A 13,524-nucleotide genomic window follows, 5' to 3' on the forward strand; every position below is an offset into this window, starting at 1 on the left:
TGAAAGTGAGTGAATGGTTTCCGGACAAATGCGCCTGCAGGCCCCATGCATTCTAAGACAAAGGTACGAGCTGTCCACGTGCCATCACCGAAACGTGGCGTCACCTGCTAATATCCCAGCCTTTTAGTCAGTGACAGGATCAGATTGATGAAAGTCGCCATCCTTTGTGGCTCGGTGTATGGCACCGCAGAAGAAGTTGCCCGTCATGCCAAACAATTGCTGACCGATGCCGGGTGCGAGGTTTTGCTCAATTCTCGCGCAACCCTGGCCGATATCCAGGCATTTGCCCCAGAAGCCTTGCTGGCGGTGACCTCGACCACCGGCATGGGCGAGCTGCCGGACAATCTGGCGCCGTTATACAGCACCATCCGTGACCAACTGCCTGCGGCCTGGCGCGGCTTGCCGGGTGGCGTGATCGCGCTCGGTGATGAAAGCTATGGCGATACCTACTGCGGCGGCGGTCAACTGATGAGCGAGTTGTTCGCGGAACTGGGATTGCGTGAAGTCCAGCCGATGTTGCGCCTGGATGCCAGCGAAACCGTGACCCCGGAAAGTGACTGCGAACCGTGGGTCGAAGCCTTCATCAAAGCACTGACCCAGTAACCGGCCGTTCGCGCAGCAGCTCCAGCCAGGCTTGCGCTGCGCGAGACAAATACGCCCCTTCGCGCCAGATGAACGCGATGTCCCATCGCAGATCTTCAGGCGCGATGAGTTTTAGCCTCACCACGCCGGGGCGAACCAGCCCGCGTGCCACCACGCTGGGCAGCAACACCACGCCCTGACCGGCGGCCACCAGCGCCACCAGAAAATCCGACTGCCCGCTGCGGCCCCCCTCTTTGGGGGTAAAACCCAATTGCTGACAGGCCTGCAGTAACCGATCGTTTAATACAAAACTGCGCTGATACAGCAAGAACGGGGTTTCAGACAGCTGCTCCAGTCGCACGCTGCCGTCTTCAGCCAGCGGATGATCGGCAGGAAGCAGTGCGTCCAGTGGCTCATCACAAAACGGTTGATAGGCAAAGGTCGGGTTTTTCGGCGTCAAACTGCCGCCCAACTCCAGCTCGCCGCTCAACACGGCCTGCTCAACCACCAGGCTGCCGCCTTCGAGCAATTGCACCTGAATATTGGGATACCGGCGCCGGTATTCGGCAAACAGGCTGGCGAATAGCGCATCGCTGCCCAACAGCGGCAAGCCCAGGCGCAACTCGCCGCGGGTCAGTTGACTCAAGTCGTCCAGTTCGCTCAACAACTCTTGTTGCAGACGCAACATCCCCTCAGCCCGTTGCAATACCACCGTGCCCGCTGCGGTCAGCCGCACGTGCGAACCGAGGCGGTCAAACAGCGGCGTGCCAAGGTTGTGTTCAAGCTGCGCCACCTGCTTGCTCACTGCCGATTGGCTGATGTGCAAGGTATGGGCGGCCGGTGTAAAGCCCCCGGCGCGCGCAACTTCAACGAATGTGCGCAATTGTTTGAATTCCATTTTTCAAATTCCTGTTTGGAATGGCTGTCAGTCTAACAATTCGTTTTCGGGATGGAAGGGGTGTCTTTACACTGAAAGCCTGTTTGGGATGGACACAAAATGAAACGCTTCGATGTAAAACGCTTGGGCCGTCTAGTCAGCGAAATCGCCGTATTGCTGGCTATTTATTTTCTCGGTTGCCAGATTTCGGTGTGGTTACACCTGCCCATTCCGGGTGGGGTAGTGGGCATGGCGCTGTTGCTCCTGGCGTTTGCGCTGGGTTGGGTCAAACCGGCCGCGCTGCAACTGGGCGCGGGTGTGCTCATGGCTGAAATGCTGCTGTTTTTTATTCCGGCGTTGATGAGCCTGCTCGACTACGGCGCACTGGTACGGGACGAAGGCTGGCGAATTTTGCTGGTGATCGGGATCAGCACCTTGTTGGTGATGGTCGTCACGGCTTTCACCGTCGAGGCCGTGTGCCGCTGGAGGTTGCGCCATGAAGTTTGAATGGATGCCGATGTTCTGGCTGCTGCTGACCTTGGCGACCTATGGCTTGAGTCGCTGGTTGTATCGGCGCACAGGGCGCTACCTGCTGTCGCCGCTGATCCTTGTGCCCGCGTTGTTGCTGGCCGTGGCGGTGCCTCTGCACACGGCGTACGCCGAGTACGCCAGCAACACCCATTGGCTGATGCTCGTGCTGGGGCCGGTCACGGTGGCCTTTGCTGTACCGATCTGGCAACAGCGGCTCTTGCTGGCCAAGCACTGGGTGGCGTTGCTGCTGGGGATGCTGGCGGGGAGTGCGGCGTCCATCGCCAGCTCGTTCTGGCTGGCCAGGGCGCTGGCGCTGGACACCTCGTTGACCCTGTCGCTGGTGCCACGCTCCATCACCACGCCCTTTGCCATGCCACTGGCGCAAGATCTGGGCGGCGTACCTGAGCTGACCGCAGTCTTCGTCATGTTTACCGGCGTGTTTGGCGCCTTGCTCGGGGGCATCCTGCTTAAGTGGTTGCCGCTGCACAGCAGTTTGGCGCGCGGAGCGTTGTTCGGGATCGGTGCCCATGGCGCGGGCGTGAGCCGTGCCCGTGAGGTCGGCAGCGAAGAAGGCTCCGTCGCGGGGCTGGTCATGGTGCTGACCGGTATTCTCAATCTCTTTGCGGCACCGCTGTTGGCGATGGTGTTGTAGTCACCACGCTCATTGCCTGCCGGGCACTGCTATGCCCACCCTTCAAATCCCGCTCATAAAAAAGGCCGCTGTAAAGACAGCGGCCAAGGAAGACGTTCGATCAAGGAGCTACAAATCAACGTCAAGGTGAACCTGGATTGCCCATGACCTGTAAGGCTTGGGACTGAATTCGGTCGGCAGAATCGTCGCGACTCAATGCCCGTGGGGCTCTGGCAGTGCGCCTGAAACCGGGGGCAAGAATACGGCGTGGGCGGAGCGGGAGTAAGTCTGCTTTCAGACAATCTCTGTTACAACTTCGGCAATAGTGAAATGCCTGATGCGGCTCTCTAGCCCACATCTCTTGGGACTCTTCGCGACTATCCCGTCAATAACTATGTAGTGCATCGCCCCGTGTCAGATCGCATTTAATAAGCCATCGACAGGTTTCTGCCTGCTTTCCAATTTCAGCATGAGGCTGAAGGGCGGGTAGTTATAAAAGGAGTTTTACCTTGAACACGATTGATAAAAATGCTGCTGACGTCGACTTCACCCTCAAGCCAAGCCCGGAAATCGATACGCGCGTACGTGAATTCCTGAACGCCAAGCTTGAGGCGCACGGCACAGACAGTCAGCAGGTATACATCACCACCGTCAGCAATGCCGCCGAGCCTGTCGTGACATTCAGCCAGGACCTGAATGCCCTGGGCAATGACACGCTGGAGTGGGGCAATGTTCAAATTCACGACACCGCAGTGACCGGGTGCTTCTCGAAGCATTGGGTCTATGACGAAGCTGTTCGCGTGAGCAGCCCGTCTGTCCGTGAAGTGGAAGCGCTTATGCAAGAGCTGTTGGCGCATGCCAAAGAACACTGGAACAGCTGATATTCCCTTTCATAACCCCCGAAGTTCGCTGAAAACCTGAGGTATTGACAGGATCATGCTGTCAGAACGAACGCACTGGGGGAGGTCCTTACAGGAATGGCAACGTGAACAACGTTATTGATGACTCAAAAGATCCGCAATTGTTGAACGCCTTAAATGATCGCATCCGGACCTTTTTGAACAAGCAGCTTGAAGGGTACGGTCTGGATTGCGGCGAGGTGTACATCAACATCGTGGACGATCCGGTCACGCTTGAACTGGTCTCCAGCGAATCGCTGCTCGAAGTCGGTTTTACGTGTTTGGTGCAAGACCGTGAACCCACCTACGTCCAGGGGCTGACCCAGGCTTTCTCCAAGCCCTGGACGTTTGATGAAGCCGATCGCATCCGCAAGCCTTCGTTGTATGACATCGAAAAAATCATGCGCAAACTGCAGGATGAAGCCAAATATCAGTGGAGCAGGTAAGCCCTGAGGGTATCAGCGCTGCTGATACCCCATGCGCCAACTGATCGCCTGGCTGGCAGCCAATACACGGCTGGCAGCCGGGCCTTGTTGATCGGGATGGAACAGCGACGCCGGGCCCACCACCGTCAATACGGCGGCTACCATGCCGGTCGCATCAAACACCGGCGCCGATAAGGCATCGACGCCAGGCATCAACAAACCGTGAACCACGTGCAGGCCGCGTTCACGAATCTTCTCGCACAACTGCTCGTAGGCTTCAGGTGCTTGTAGCGGGTGCAGGTGCTCACTGCTGAGCTCCAAGGCGCGCAACTCCCGGGTTTCGCGGTCGGGCAGGAACGCATTGAACACCAGACCCGTCGACGAGCTTAAAAGCGGCAAGACCGACCCTAATTGCGTCACCACTGTAACGGCCCGCACCGCTGGTTCAATGTGGACGACGGTTGCGCCCTGGTTGCCCCATACCGCCAAAAAACAGGTCTCGTTCAAGTCATCGCGTAACTCGGACAAGGGCGCTGCGGCGACCTTCACAACATCCATACTGTTCAGCGCGGCCAGACCGACCCGCAAGGCTTCACGCCCCAGACCATAGTGGTTGGTGGCGGGATTCTGCTCGGCAAATCCACTGGCAATCAGGGCCTGCAAATAGCGATGCACTTTGCTCGCGGGCATCTGCACGTGCTCAGCCAGACGCGACAGCGAGGTGGAGGGCGACAACTCGGCCAGTGCCTTGAGAATGTCCGTCCCGACTTCAGCGGAACGTACTTTTTGCTTGCCTGTGGTGTCGGCGCTGGGGCTGGGCTTGTCCATGGAATGGCTTACATCTCGGGATGAATGGGCGTCTTTATAGCTTGACGCTAATCGGCAATCAAATTACGTTATGCGTAATTGAATTACGATAAAAATAATGCAGTGGTGCGCGCACTGATTCAGCGCTGAGCGCAGTTAACTGCTTTCTCCACTCTGGAGGCTCCATGACCCTCGAACTGTCCTCGTCGACCCTTGAGTATCAATCCGGGTTCGGCAACGAATTTTGCAGCGAGGCACTGCCCGGCGCCTTGCCGGTTGGCCAGAACTCCCCGCAAAAAGCCCCTTACGGCCTGTACGCCGAATTGTTGTCGGGCACCGCCTTCACCATGACCCGCAGCGAAGCGCGCCGCACGTGGATGTACCGCATCCAGCCGTCGGCCAATCACCCTGCGTTCAGCAAACTTGAGCGGCAACTGGCTGGCGGCACGCTGGGCCCGGTGACACCGAACCGCTTACGCTGGAACCCGCTACCGATCCCGGATGCGTCGACTGATTTCATCGACGGCCTGGTGGCAATGGCCGCCAACAGCACGGCAGACCAGCCTTCAGGCATCAGCATTTATAACTACTGCGCCAACAGCTCGATGCAGCGGGTGTTTTTTAACGCGGATGGCGAACTGTTGATCGTGCCTGAGCTGGGCCGCCTGCGGATTGCCACTGAGTTGGGGCGTCTGGACCTGGCGCCGCTGGAGATTGCGGTCATTCCGCGCGGCATGAAATTCCGCGTTGAGCTGCTGGATGCGCAGGCGCGCGGTTATGTCGCTGAAAACCACGGCGCGCCGTTGCGCCTCCCGGACCTGGGGCCAATCGGCAGCAATGGCCTGGCCAACCCGCGAGACTTCCTGAGCCCGGTGGCGCACTACGAAGACCGTCAGCAACCGACCCAACTGGTGCAAAAATTCCTTGGCGAACTCTGGGGCTGTGAACTGGATCATTCGCCCCTGAACGTGGTCGCTTGGCACGGTAACAACGTGCCGTACAAATACGACCTGCGCCGCTTCAATACCATTGGTACGGTCAGTTTCGACCATCCCGACCCGTCGATTTTCACGGTATTGACCTCGCCCACCAGTGTTCCGGGCCTGGCCAACCTGGACTTCGTGATCTTCCCGCCCCGCTGGATGGTGGCTGAAAATACGTTCCGGCCACCGTGGTTTCATCGCAACCTGATGAATGAATTCATGGGCTTGATTCAGGGCAGCTACGACGCCAAGGCGCAAGGGTTCCTGCCCGGCGGCGCATCGTTGCACAGCTGCATGAGCGCCCACGGCCCGGATGGCGAAACCTGCAGCAAAGCCATTGCGGCCGACCTGCAACCGAGCAAGATCGACAACACCATGGCCTTCATGTTCGAGACCAGCCAAGTGTTGCGTGCGACCCGGTACGCCCTGGAGTGCCCGCAACTGCAAACTCAATACGACGCGTGCTGGGCCTCCTTGCCCGTCACCTTCACCCCGAACCGGAGATAAGCATGACCCAGTCCACTCTTGCCCGTAGCTGGATCGCCTCTGCCAACGGGCACAGCGATTTCCCGTTGCAGAACTTGCCCTTGGGTGTGTTCAGCCTCGCCGGTTCGACACCCCGCAGCGGTGTTGCCATCGGCGACCACATTCTGGATCTGGAAGCGGGGCTGGCGGCCGGTCTGTTCGAAGGCCAGGCCAAGGTGGCTGTCGAAGCGACACTGGGCGGCACATTGAATGCCCTTTTCGCATTGGGCCGCCGTGCCCGGGTCGCGCTGCGCGAGCGTTTGATCGAACTGTTCGTTGAAGGCAGCACGCTGCGCGCAAAGATCGAAGCGCAGAGCACCACCCTGTTACCACTGGCTGCCGATTGCACAATGCACCTGCCCGCCCGAGTCGGTGATTACACCGATTTTTACGTGGGCATCGAACATGCGAAAAACGTCGGCAAGTTGTTCCGTCCCGATAACCCGCTGTTGCCCAACTATAAATACGTACCGATTGGTTACCACGGTCGGGCGTCCACCCTCCGGGCGTCGGGCACCGAGGTGCGTCGCCCTAAAGGTCAGACCCTGCCAGCAGGCCAGACCGAGCCGAGTTTTGGCCCGTGTGCCCGTCTGGACTACGAGTTGGAGCTGGGTATCTGGATCGGCCAGGGCAATGAGATGGGAGATGCCATTCCTGTCAGTGAGGCGGGCGAGCATATTGCCGGTTTTTGTCTGCTTAACGACTGGTCGGCCCGGGACATTCAGGCGTGGGAATATCAACCGCTGGGCCCATTCCTGTCGAAAAGCTTCATTACCTCAATTTCACCCTGGGTGGTGACGGCCGAAGCGCTGGAGCCATTCCGTCGTGCCCAGCCCCAACGCCCGGAGGGAGATCCACAGCCGCTGGCGTACCTGCTGGATGAGCAGGATCAGGCCACTGGCGCGCTCGACATCGAGCTGGAAGTGCTGCTGCTGACACAGGCCATGCGCGAACAAAACCTGGCACCTCATCGCCTGGGGCTGAGCAATACCCTGAACATGTACTGGACGGCCGCGCAGTTGGTGACGCACCACAGCGTCAACGGTTGCCAACTGCAAGCCGGTGACCTGTTTGGTTCGGGCACGTTGTCGGGGCCTGAACGCTCGCAATTGGGCAGCCTGCTGGAACTCACCGAGGGCGGAAAACACCCGGTCGAATTGGCCTCCGGCGAAGTGCGTAAATTCCTTGAAGACGGCGACGAAATCATTCTGCGTGCCCGTTGCACCCGTGATGGTTTTGCCCCGATCGGGTTTGGCGAATGCCGTGGCAAGGTGATCGCGGCGCGTTAAGGAGCGAGTCATGGAACTCTTTACCTACTATCGCTCGACGTCCTCGTATCGGGTGCGTATCGCGCTGGCGCTCAAGGGGCTGGATTATCAGTCGATCGCGGTCAACCTGATCGCGCCCGGGGGCGGTGAACATCGCCAGCCACACTACCTGAAGCTCAACCCACAAGGCCGTGTACCGGCTTTGCGCACTGACGACTGCGATGTGCTGACCCAGTCCCCGGCCATCATCGAATACCTCGAAGAGCGTTATCCGCAGCCGCCGCTGCTTTCTGACAACCTGATCACCCGCGCACATGAGCGCGGCGTGGCCAGTGTGATCGGGTGCGATATTCACCCGTTGCACAACGTCAGTGTGCTCAATCAACTGCGTGCCCTGGGGCAGGGCGAAGCCCATGTCACGCAGTGGATCGGCCACTGGATTTCTTCAGGTTTGGCCACCATCGAGCAGTTGATTGGCGACAGCGGTTTTTGTTTTGGTCCGCAGCCGGGCCTGGCAGATGTGTACCTGATTCCTCAGTTGTATGCGGCCGAGCGTTTTAGCGTGTCGCTGGCAGGTTATCCACGCATCGCGCGCGTGGCGCAACTGGCCGCGCAACATCCGGCGTTCATCAACGCACACCCGTCACGGCAGCCCGATACCCCGGCTTGAGCCCAGCAACATATGCCCGAAACCGCACAGGTTGTTCGGGCTTATGCCTGCGCACTTCAACGACTTTTCAGGCGACGCCTATACTGGCGATTACCTGTCACCTCTCGAGGGCCGGAACATGTTTGCTCTCATGCAAAGCGCTCGTCTGGAGTCGCTTCATCTCAGTGTCGACCCGGTCACCGGGCTCAAAGCGGTGATTGCCATTCACAACAGTCAATTCGGGCCTGCACTGGGCGGTTGCCGTTATCTGGCTTACCCCGATGACGAAAGCGCGATCAATGATGCGATCCGCCTGGCCCAAGACATGAGCTACAAGGCGGTACTGGCCGGACTGGCAGCGGGCGGCGGCCAGGCCGTCATCATGCGCGCCCCGCATGTTGAAAGCCGTGCGGCCCTGTTTGAGGCATTCGGCCGTTGTGTCGAGCAACTGGATGGACGCTACATCACGGCCATCGACAGCGGAACGTCAACGGCCGACATGGACTGCATCGCCCAATACACCCAACACGTCACCAGCACCACTGCGGCGGGCGATCCCTCGCCTCATGCCGCGATGGGGGTGTTCGCGGGCATTCGCAGCACGGCGTCATGGCGACTGGGCAGCGATAACCTGGAAGGGTTGCGGGTAGCGATTCAGGGGTTGGGCAAGGTCGGGTTCGCGCTCGCTGAACAACTGCACGCAGCAGGCGCCGAGTTGCTGGTCAGCGACACCGACGCGGGCAAAGTGCGACTGGCGATGGAGCAATTGGGTGCGCACCCCATTGCCCCGGAAGCCTTGCTCAGCACCCCGTGCGACATACTCGCGCCCTGTGGTCTGGGCGGCGTGCTCAACTGGCACAGCGTGGCGCAATTGCGCTGTTCGGCCGTGGCGGGGTGCGCCAACAACCAGCTGACCAACTTGCAGGTGGGCGACCAACTGGAGCGCCGGGGCATTCTGTATGCACCGGACTACGTGATCAATTCGGGCGGTTTGATCTTCATGGCGTTGACCCATCAAGGGGCGCAACCTGAAGCCATCAACCAGCAACTGCTGCGCATCAGCGAGCGACTGACTGGCATTTATGCCCACGCACAAGCCGAAAAGCGCTCACCGGCAAGGGTGTCGGATGAACTGGCGAAAAAAATGTTGTACGGCGAATAACCTGTAGCGCATGCCCCGGGGCTCGATTGATTGCCCGCATGCCGGTCGGTCACAAGGTCGGGCTCTGCTCGCTGGCCAGAGCCCGGTGACGGCTGCAGGTGTTTACTCGCTGTCGGTCAGCAGCTCAGACAAGGCGTCCGGCTGGCTCTTGAAGGCCTTGGCAAAGATATCGCGATTTTTCGCCATGTAGATGCCTGCTTCTTCGACTTGCTGCTCGTTCAGGGACGGCACAGCTTTTTGCAACACTTCAGCCAGTAACTCTGCCAGCTCCAGCATTTTGTCATGACGGTCAGCTTCGGCTTTATCCATGAACAAACGCTCCAGATCTCGGCTGCTGCGGTATACCACTTCGACGGCCATTTACCACCTCATATGCCTTCACGATAAGTTGTTTTGCGATTACTGTATTTATATACAGCTAAAAGGATAAGCCAATCGCCAGCATTTGAATAGCGGCTTTTTTACTCTAGCTGCAATTGGGGTGTGAAGCGCAGGGCGGACGTGTCTAATGGCGCCCGGCCACCTTCTCATTCGTGGTGCTGGCCTTTTTTCTGCATACAAAAAGTGTCATGAGCATCGCGGATTATCCGTTCGAGTCGTTTCAAGGAGCTGCATCGTGAGAGTGAACAAAGCCGAAAAGCTACGGCGCCAGGTCCATGAACTGGCCGAGTCGATGGGCAACCTGTTTGTCGAAACCTTCCATTATTTGGCGCTGTTCGCCATAGGCGCGGTCACGGCCTGGGCCGCCGTGATGGAATTTTTGCAAATGGTGGAGAAGGGCAATATCAGCATTGATGACATCTTGTTGCTGTTCATCTACCTCGAACTGGGCGCCATGGTCGGGATTTATTTCAAGACCAACCACATGCCGGTGCGCTTCCTGATCTACGTGGCGATCACGGCGTTGACCCGCTTGCTGATTTCCAACGTGTCGCACCACAACCCGCCAGACATGGGCGTTGTGTATTTGACGGGCGCCATTTTGTTGCTGGCGTTTGCGATCCTGGTGGTGCGATACGCGTCTTCGCAGTTCCCGTCCGTGAAGATCGAGAACCCGCATCGCAAGACCGGCGCGGGCTCGGGCGAGCACCCTGAAGTGGAGAAGGGCGAGCTGTAACGCCACGTTCGGCACACAAAAAAGGGCGGGCCTACCGAAGTAGACCCGCCCTTTTTTAGTGCGTCCTTTTGGCTAAATCAGCTGATTTTGTCGAGTTCTTTTTCTTTCTCCAAAAACTCTTCTTCCAGCAAATCGTCAGCGCTTTCTTTGGGTTCTTTTTCTTCAAACCCTTCAACCGCCAGTTTTGGCGAATGCTTGCCACGCAGTTTGCCGAACAGATGTTCCAGCGCGTTCTCCAGTTTTGCTGCAGCGCCTTCCACGGCTTGCGTCAGCGAATCGGCGTCCTGGGAAACGGAAATCGGTTGATGGCCTTTTGGCCGTGCTTCCATTTTGCAGCGTTTGTCCTTAGGACCGGACTTGCCACCATTCTCATCACTCAGATGCACTTCGACCCGAGTCAGGTCCTCCAAGTGGCGTTCGAGCGTAACCTCAACAGTTGCTTGTACCCATTCCTGAGTGCGTTTGTCGCTGTCGATGTGTTTATCGGAAAAGACGTTAATTTGCATAATGCTTCCCTTATTTCAGCTTGCTCGAGTGAGTTGTGACGGCCTCGAGTGGACAAAGGTTCATCGTCATCGCTCAGTTACAGTGTTTGAGCCGATGAGCAAATATTTCAAGCACTATTTTCAGCAAACGTTGCGCACTGTGATCGGCGTCAGTCTTTGGCAGCCATAAAGGCCCGGGCAGCCGGGCCTTTAACGATTTGAATCAAAATGCGACAGATGTCTGCAAGTACACGGTGCGCGGTTCTCCCACGTACTTGCCTTTGTTGTTATCGTCGAACGAGCGGGTGAAATACTCGTGGTTCAGGATGTTTTTGACCCCGACGGCGACGTTGAGGTCCGCCAGTTGTGGGCCGAAGTCGTAGCCCACGCGGCTGCTGAACACCATGTAGCCAGGGATCTTTCCGGTGCTGCCGTCAGCGCTTTCTGCGCGTGTATTGGCATTGTCCGCAAACTGATCGGTCTGGTAGCTGCTGTCGAGGTTGGCTTTCCACGGCCCTTGCGTATAACCGATGCCTAAGGTGCCTTTGTTTTTGGAGGAGAAGGGCACACGATTGCCTTTGTTAGGCCCCTCTTCGCGGATAGTCGCATCCACGTAGGCATAGGTGGCATAGACATCAAACCCGCTGAGTATCGGGCTCACGCCCTCCAGCGCGTAATTGACACTCGCTTCGATGCCCTGATGCCGCGTCTTGCCCCGGGCAATGACGGTGTCGGTGGTCTGGTTGCTGTCGTACTGGTTATTGAAGTTGATGAGAAACGCGCCGATCTCCGCCCGCAGGTTGCCATTGTCGTAACGGGTGCCGAGTTCCCACGTACGGGCTTTTTCCGGTTTGACTTCGCCGCCGCTGACCCGGTTTGGCATCTGGCTGTATTGCACACTGCCAAACGAGCCTTCGGTGTTGGCGTAGAGATTCCAGCTGTCGTTGACGTGATACAGCACGTTCAGCGCGGGCAGCGGCGTGTTGTAGTCGCCTTTGTATTTAACGTGGGTCAGCAGGTTGGTCTGCTGCTGTTCAATCATTTCGTAGCGAATACCGGGTGTGAACGTCCATTTGCCGATGTCGATCTTGTCATCGATGAAAAACGCGTGAGCCTCGGTCTCACCCCGTGTGTCACGGTCATTGCGGCTGTTGGCGGTCGGTAATTGATTGGCAGCAATCGGGGTGCGATAGCGCAGTTCATGCCCGGCTTCGTTGATATAGCGATAGCCGACGCCGACTTCATGGGTGGTGTTGCCCAGATCGAACCCCTGGGAGAAGCGTGTTTCGATCCCGCGCACCCAGTACTCACGGGGTGACAGTGACAGGAAGGTGCCCTGGTCCAGATAACCGCTGCGCAGGGTTTTGGTGAAGAAGCTGTTGACCGTGAATTCGCGACGCTCTTGCTGATAGCGGTAACCGACGTTGACCAGCGTGCGACGGCCCCAGAATTTGTCGTTGGGGCGTGTCGACTGATACGGATCCGCTTTGTAGGCCGCTGTACTCAAACCGCCCGGCATGTCGGCTTCACCCTCGTAGTACTGGGCCATGGCATGCACGCTGTTGGCGTCATCGATTGAGTAATTGCCCTTGAGGATCAGGTCATCAATGCGCGTGTCGCTGTGTTCGCGCCAGTCGCCCCCGCGCGTGCCGGAGTACAGCAGCGCACCGCCCAGGCCGTTGTCGGCCGTGCCGCCCGCCAGCACGTTGCCGGTGGTCTTGAAGCCGTCGTGGCTGGACGAGGGGCTGGTCTGGGTCTGAAAGCCGGCCTTCACCGTGGGCGCGTCGGGAATGGCGCGGGTCACGAAATTGACGATCCCGCCCACGTTTTGCGGGCCGTAGCGCACTGCGCCGCCACCCCGAACCACGTCGACCGCGTCCATATTGCCCATGCTCACTGGGGCAAACGACAACTGTGGTTGGCCATAGGGCGCGAACGGCACGGGGATGCCGTCCATCAACACGGTGGAGCGGGTGGCCAGACGCGGGTTGAGGCCGCGAATGCCGAAGTTCATGGCCATGTCATGGCTGCCGGTGCCGTTGTTTTCGGGCGCGTTGACGCCCGGGATGCGGTTGAGCACGTCCCGCGCCGAGGTGGCGCCCTGGCGTTCGAAGTCTTCGCGGCGAATCACGTCGCGGGCGCCGGGGTGTTCGAACACATCGGTTTGAGCCGCTTCGCCCAACCAGTCGCCGACCACTGTGGAGGCGCCCAGCTCGATGCTTGCGGGCACTGTGGGCGTGCTTGCCGGTTGCAGGCTGAACGCACCTTCACCCTCCGCGCGGGCTTGCAGGCCAGTGCCTTCGAGCAGGGTGTGCAGCCCTTGCTCGGTGCTGAAGGCACCGTCGAGGCCACGGCTTTGCAGGCCGCTGGCAGTGGCCGAACCGAATGAAATCAGCACACCGGCTTCGCGACCAAACTGGTTCAGCGCGGCCTCCAGCGAAGCAGGGGCAATGTGATAGGTCCGGGCGTCGGCCAGCGCCTGGGGAAGTACGCCCAGGCTGAGGCTGGCGCCCAGCACCAGACGGGCCAGTGGAGAGAGACGTGAAGGCTGAACAGGCATGACGGGTTTCCGAGCAGGTCAAA

15 protein-coding genes are annotated in these 13,524 nt (G+C 58.8%); 10 read left to right on the forward strand and 5 right to left on the reverse strand.

Features of this window, described 5'->3' with window-relative positions; translation table 11 throughout:
* Nucleotides 1-147: 147 nt before the first annotated feature.
* Nucleotides 148-603 (forward strand): flavodoxin, encoded by a 456-nt coding sequence (locus tag TU74_RS06170; protein WP_047273403.1) that lies wholly within the window; start codon nucleotides 148-150, stop codon nucleotides 601-603.
* Here the strand turns inward: TU74_RS06170 and TU74_RS06175 are convergent.
* The gene (locus TU74_RS06175) at nucleotides 584-1,480 is read right to left on the reverse strand and encodes a LysR family transcriptional regulator (RefSeq protein ID WP_047273404.1); all 897 of its coding nucleotides are present in this window, start codon (nucleotides 1,478-1,480) and stop codon (nucleotides 584-586) included. The two genes, TU74_RS06170 and TU74_RS06175, sit on opposite strands and share 20 nt — an antisense overlap.
* Before the next feature lie 99 nt (nucleotides 1,481-1,579).
* Between TU74_RS06175 and TU74_RS06180 the strand changes: the two genes are divergently transcribed.
* From TU74_RS06180 to TU74_RS06195, 4 genes are all read left to right on the forward strand, one after another.
* On the forward strand, nucleotides 1,580-1,966 hold the full coding sequence (locus TU74_RS06180) for a CidA/LrgA family protein (RefSeq protein ID WP_047275470.1): 387 nt from the start codon (nucleotides 1,580-1,582) through the stop codon (nucleotides 1,964-1,966).
* Nucleotides 1,956-2,642, forward strand: coding sequence for an LrgB family protein (locus TU74_RS06185; RefSeq protein WP_047273406.1), 687 nt, complete (start codon nucleotides 1,956-1,958; stop codon nucleotides 2,640-2,642). The genes TU74_RS06180 and TU74_RS06185 overlap by 11 nt, the downstream gene beginning before the upstream one ends.
* 488 nt (nucleotides 2,643-3,130) lie before the next feature.
* Complete coding sequence (locus TU74_RS06190; RefSeq protein ID WP_047273407.1) at nucleotides 3,131-3,502, forward strand: hypothetical protein; 372 nt, start codon at nucleotides 3,131-3,133, stop codon at nucleotides 3,500-3,502.
* Between the two features lie 104 nt (nucleotides 3,503-3,606).
* Nucleotides 3,607-3,966: a hypothetical protein gene (locus tag TU74_RS06195; RefSeq protein WP_048375590.1), complete on the forward strand. Its 360-nt coding sequence runs from the start codon at nucleotides 3,607-3,609 to the stop codon at nucleotides 3,964-3,966.
* 12 nt (nucleotides 3,967-3,978) lie between these two features.
* Here TU74_RS06195 and TU74_RS06200 read toward each other — a convergent pair whose 3' ends face one another.
* Nucleotides 3,979-4,773, reverse strand: coding sequence for an IclR family transcriptional regulator (locus TU74_RS06200; RefSeq protein ID WP_048375591.1), 795 nt, complete (start codon nucleotides 4,771-4,773; stop codon nucleotides 3,979-3,981).
* 164 nt (nucleotides 4,774-4,937) lie between these two features.
* On the opposite strand from TU74_RS06200, the gene hmgA reads away from it, so the two are divergent.
* The 4 genes from hmgA (at nucleotide 4,938) to TU74_RS06220 (ending at nucleotide 9,339) form a co-directional block, all read left to right on the forward strand.
* Nucleotides 4,938-6,242 (forward strand): homogentisate 1,2-dioxygenase, encoded by a 1,305-nt coding sequence (gene hmgA, locus TU74_RS06205; RefSeq protein ID WP_047273410.1) that lies wholly within the window; start codon nucleotides 4,938-4,940, stop codon nucleotides 6,240-6,242.
* A gap of 2 nt (nucleotides 6,243-6,244) precedes the next feature.
* Nucleotides 6,245-7,549 carry a fumarylacetoacetase gene (gene fahA / locus TU74_RS06210; protein WP_048375593.1) on the forward strand — a complete coding sequence of 435 codons (1,305 nt, stop codon included), beginning with the start codon at nucleotides 6,245-6,247 and terminating at the stop codon, nucleotides 7,547-7,549.
* 10 nt (nucleotides 7,550-7,559) lie between these two features.
* Complete coding sequence (gene maiA / locus TU74_RS06215) at nucleotides 7,560-8,198, forward strand: maleylacetoacetate isomerase (RefSeq protein ID WP_048375594.1); 639 nt, start codon at nucleotides 7,560-7,562, stop codon at nucleotides 8,196-8,198.
* Between the two features lie 118 nt (nucleotides 8,199-8,316).
* Complete coding sequence (locus tag TU74_RS06220) at nucleotides 8,317-9,339, forward strand: Glu/Leu/Phe/Val dehydrogenase family protein (protein WP_047275527.1); 1,023 nt, start codon at nucleotides 8,317-8,319, stop codon at nucleotides 9,337-9,339.
* Between the two features lie 102 nt (nucleotides 9,340-9,441).
* Here TU74_RS06220 and TU74_RS06225 read toward each other — a convergent pair whose 3' ends face one another.
* Nucleotides 9,442-9,699 carry a YebG family protein gene (locus TU74_RS06225; protein ID WP_047273413.1) on the reverse strand — a complete coding sequence of 86 codons (258 nt, stop codon included), beginning with the start codon at nucleotides 9,697-9,699 and terminating at the stop codon, nucleotides 9,442-9,444.
* Between the two features lie 256 nt (nucleotides 9,700-9,955).
* On the opposite strand from TU74_RS06225, the gene TU74_RS06230 reads away from it, so the two are divergent.
* Nucleotides 9,956-10,456, forward strand: a complete 501-nt coding sequence (locus tag TU74_RS06230) for a phosphate-starvation-inducible protein PsiE (RefSeq protein ID WP_047273414.1) — start codon at nucleotides 9,956-9,958, stop codon at nucleotides 10,454-10,456.
* A gap of 77 nt (nucleotides 10,457-10,533) precedes the next feature.
* On the opposite strand, the gene TU74_RS06235 is transcribed toward TU74_RS06230, so the two are convergent.
* Complete coding sequence (locus TU74_RS06235) at nucleotides 10,534-10,962, reverse strand: HPF/RaiA family ribosome-associated protein (RefSeq protein WP_047273415.1); 429 nt, start codon at nucleotides 10,960-10,962, stop codon at nucleotides 10,534-10,536.
* A gap of 202 nt (nucleotides 10,963-11,164) precedes the next feature.
* Nucleotides 11,165-13,501 (reverse strand): TonB-dependent Fe(3+) dicitrate receptor FecA, encoded by a 2,337-nt coding sequence (gene fecA, locus TU74_RS06240; RefSeq protein WP_048375596.1) that lies wholly within the window; start codon nucleotides 13,499-13,501, stop codon nucleotides 11,165-11,167.
* Nucleotides 13,502-13,524: the final 23 nt, after the last annotated feature.

It is taken from the genome of Pseudomonas lundensis, from assembly GCF_001042985.1.
GTDB lineage: Bacteria > Pseudomonadota > Gammaproteobacteria > Pseudomonadales > Pseudomonadaceae > Aquipseudomonas > Aquipseudomonas lundensis.

Excerpts from the sequence above, each read along its gene's own strand:
- TU74_RS06170 (WP_047273403.1), top strand. The coding sequence starts at position 148 with ATGAAAGTCGCCATCCTTTGTGGCTCGGTGTATGGCACCGCAGAAGAA.
- TU74_RS06175 (WP_047273404.1), bottom strand. The coding sequence starts at position 1,480 with ATGGAATTCAAACAATTGCGCACATTCGTTGAAGTTGCGCGCGCCGGG.
- TU74_RS06180 (WP_047275470.1), top strand. The coding sequence starts at position 1,580 with ATGAAACGCTTCGATGTAAAACGCTTGGGCCGTCTAGTCAGCGAAATC.
- TU74_RS06185 (WP_047273406.1), top strand. The coding sequence starts at position 1,956 with ATGAAGTTTGAATGGATGCCGATGTTCTGGCTGCTGCTGACCTTGGCG.
- TU74_RS06200 (WP_048375591.1), bottom strand. The coding sequence starts at position 4,773 with ATGGACAAGCCCAGCCCCAGCGCCGACACCACAGGCAAGCAAAAAGTA.
- hmgA (WP_047273410.1), top strand. The coding sequence starts at position 4,938 with ATGACCCTCGAACTGTCCTCGTCGACCCTTGAGTATCAATCCGGGTTC.
- fahA (WP_048375593.1), top strand. The coding sequence starts at position 6,245 with ATGACCCAGTCCACTCTTGCCCGTAGCTGGATCGCCTCTGCCAACGGG.
- maiA (WP_048375594.1), top strand. The coding sequence starts at position 7,560 with ATGGAACTCTTTACCTACTATCGCTCGACGTCCTCGTATCGGGTGCGT.
- TU74_RS06220 (WP_047275527.1), top strand. The coding sequence starts at position 8,317 with ATGTTTGCTCTCATGCAAAGCGCTCGTCTGGAGTCGCTTCATCTCAGT.
- TU74_RS06225 (WP_047273413.1), bottom strand. The coding sequence starts at position 9,699 with ATGGCCGTCGAAGTGGTATACCGCAGCAGCCGAGATCTGGAGCGTTTG.
- TU74_RS06235 (WP_047273415.1), bottom strand. The coding sequence starts at position 10,962 with ATGCAAATTAACGTCTTTTCCGATAAACACATCGACAGCGACAAACGC.
- fecA (WP_048375596.1), bottom strand. The coding sequence starts at position 13,501 with ATGCCTGTTCAGCCTTCACGTCTCTCTCCACTGGCCCGTCTGGTGCTG.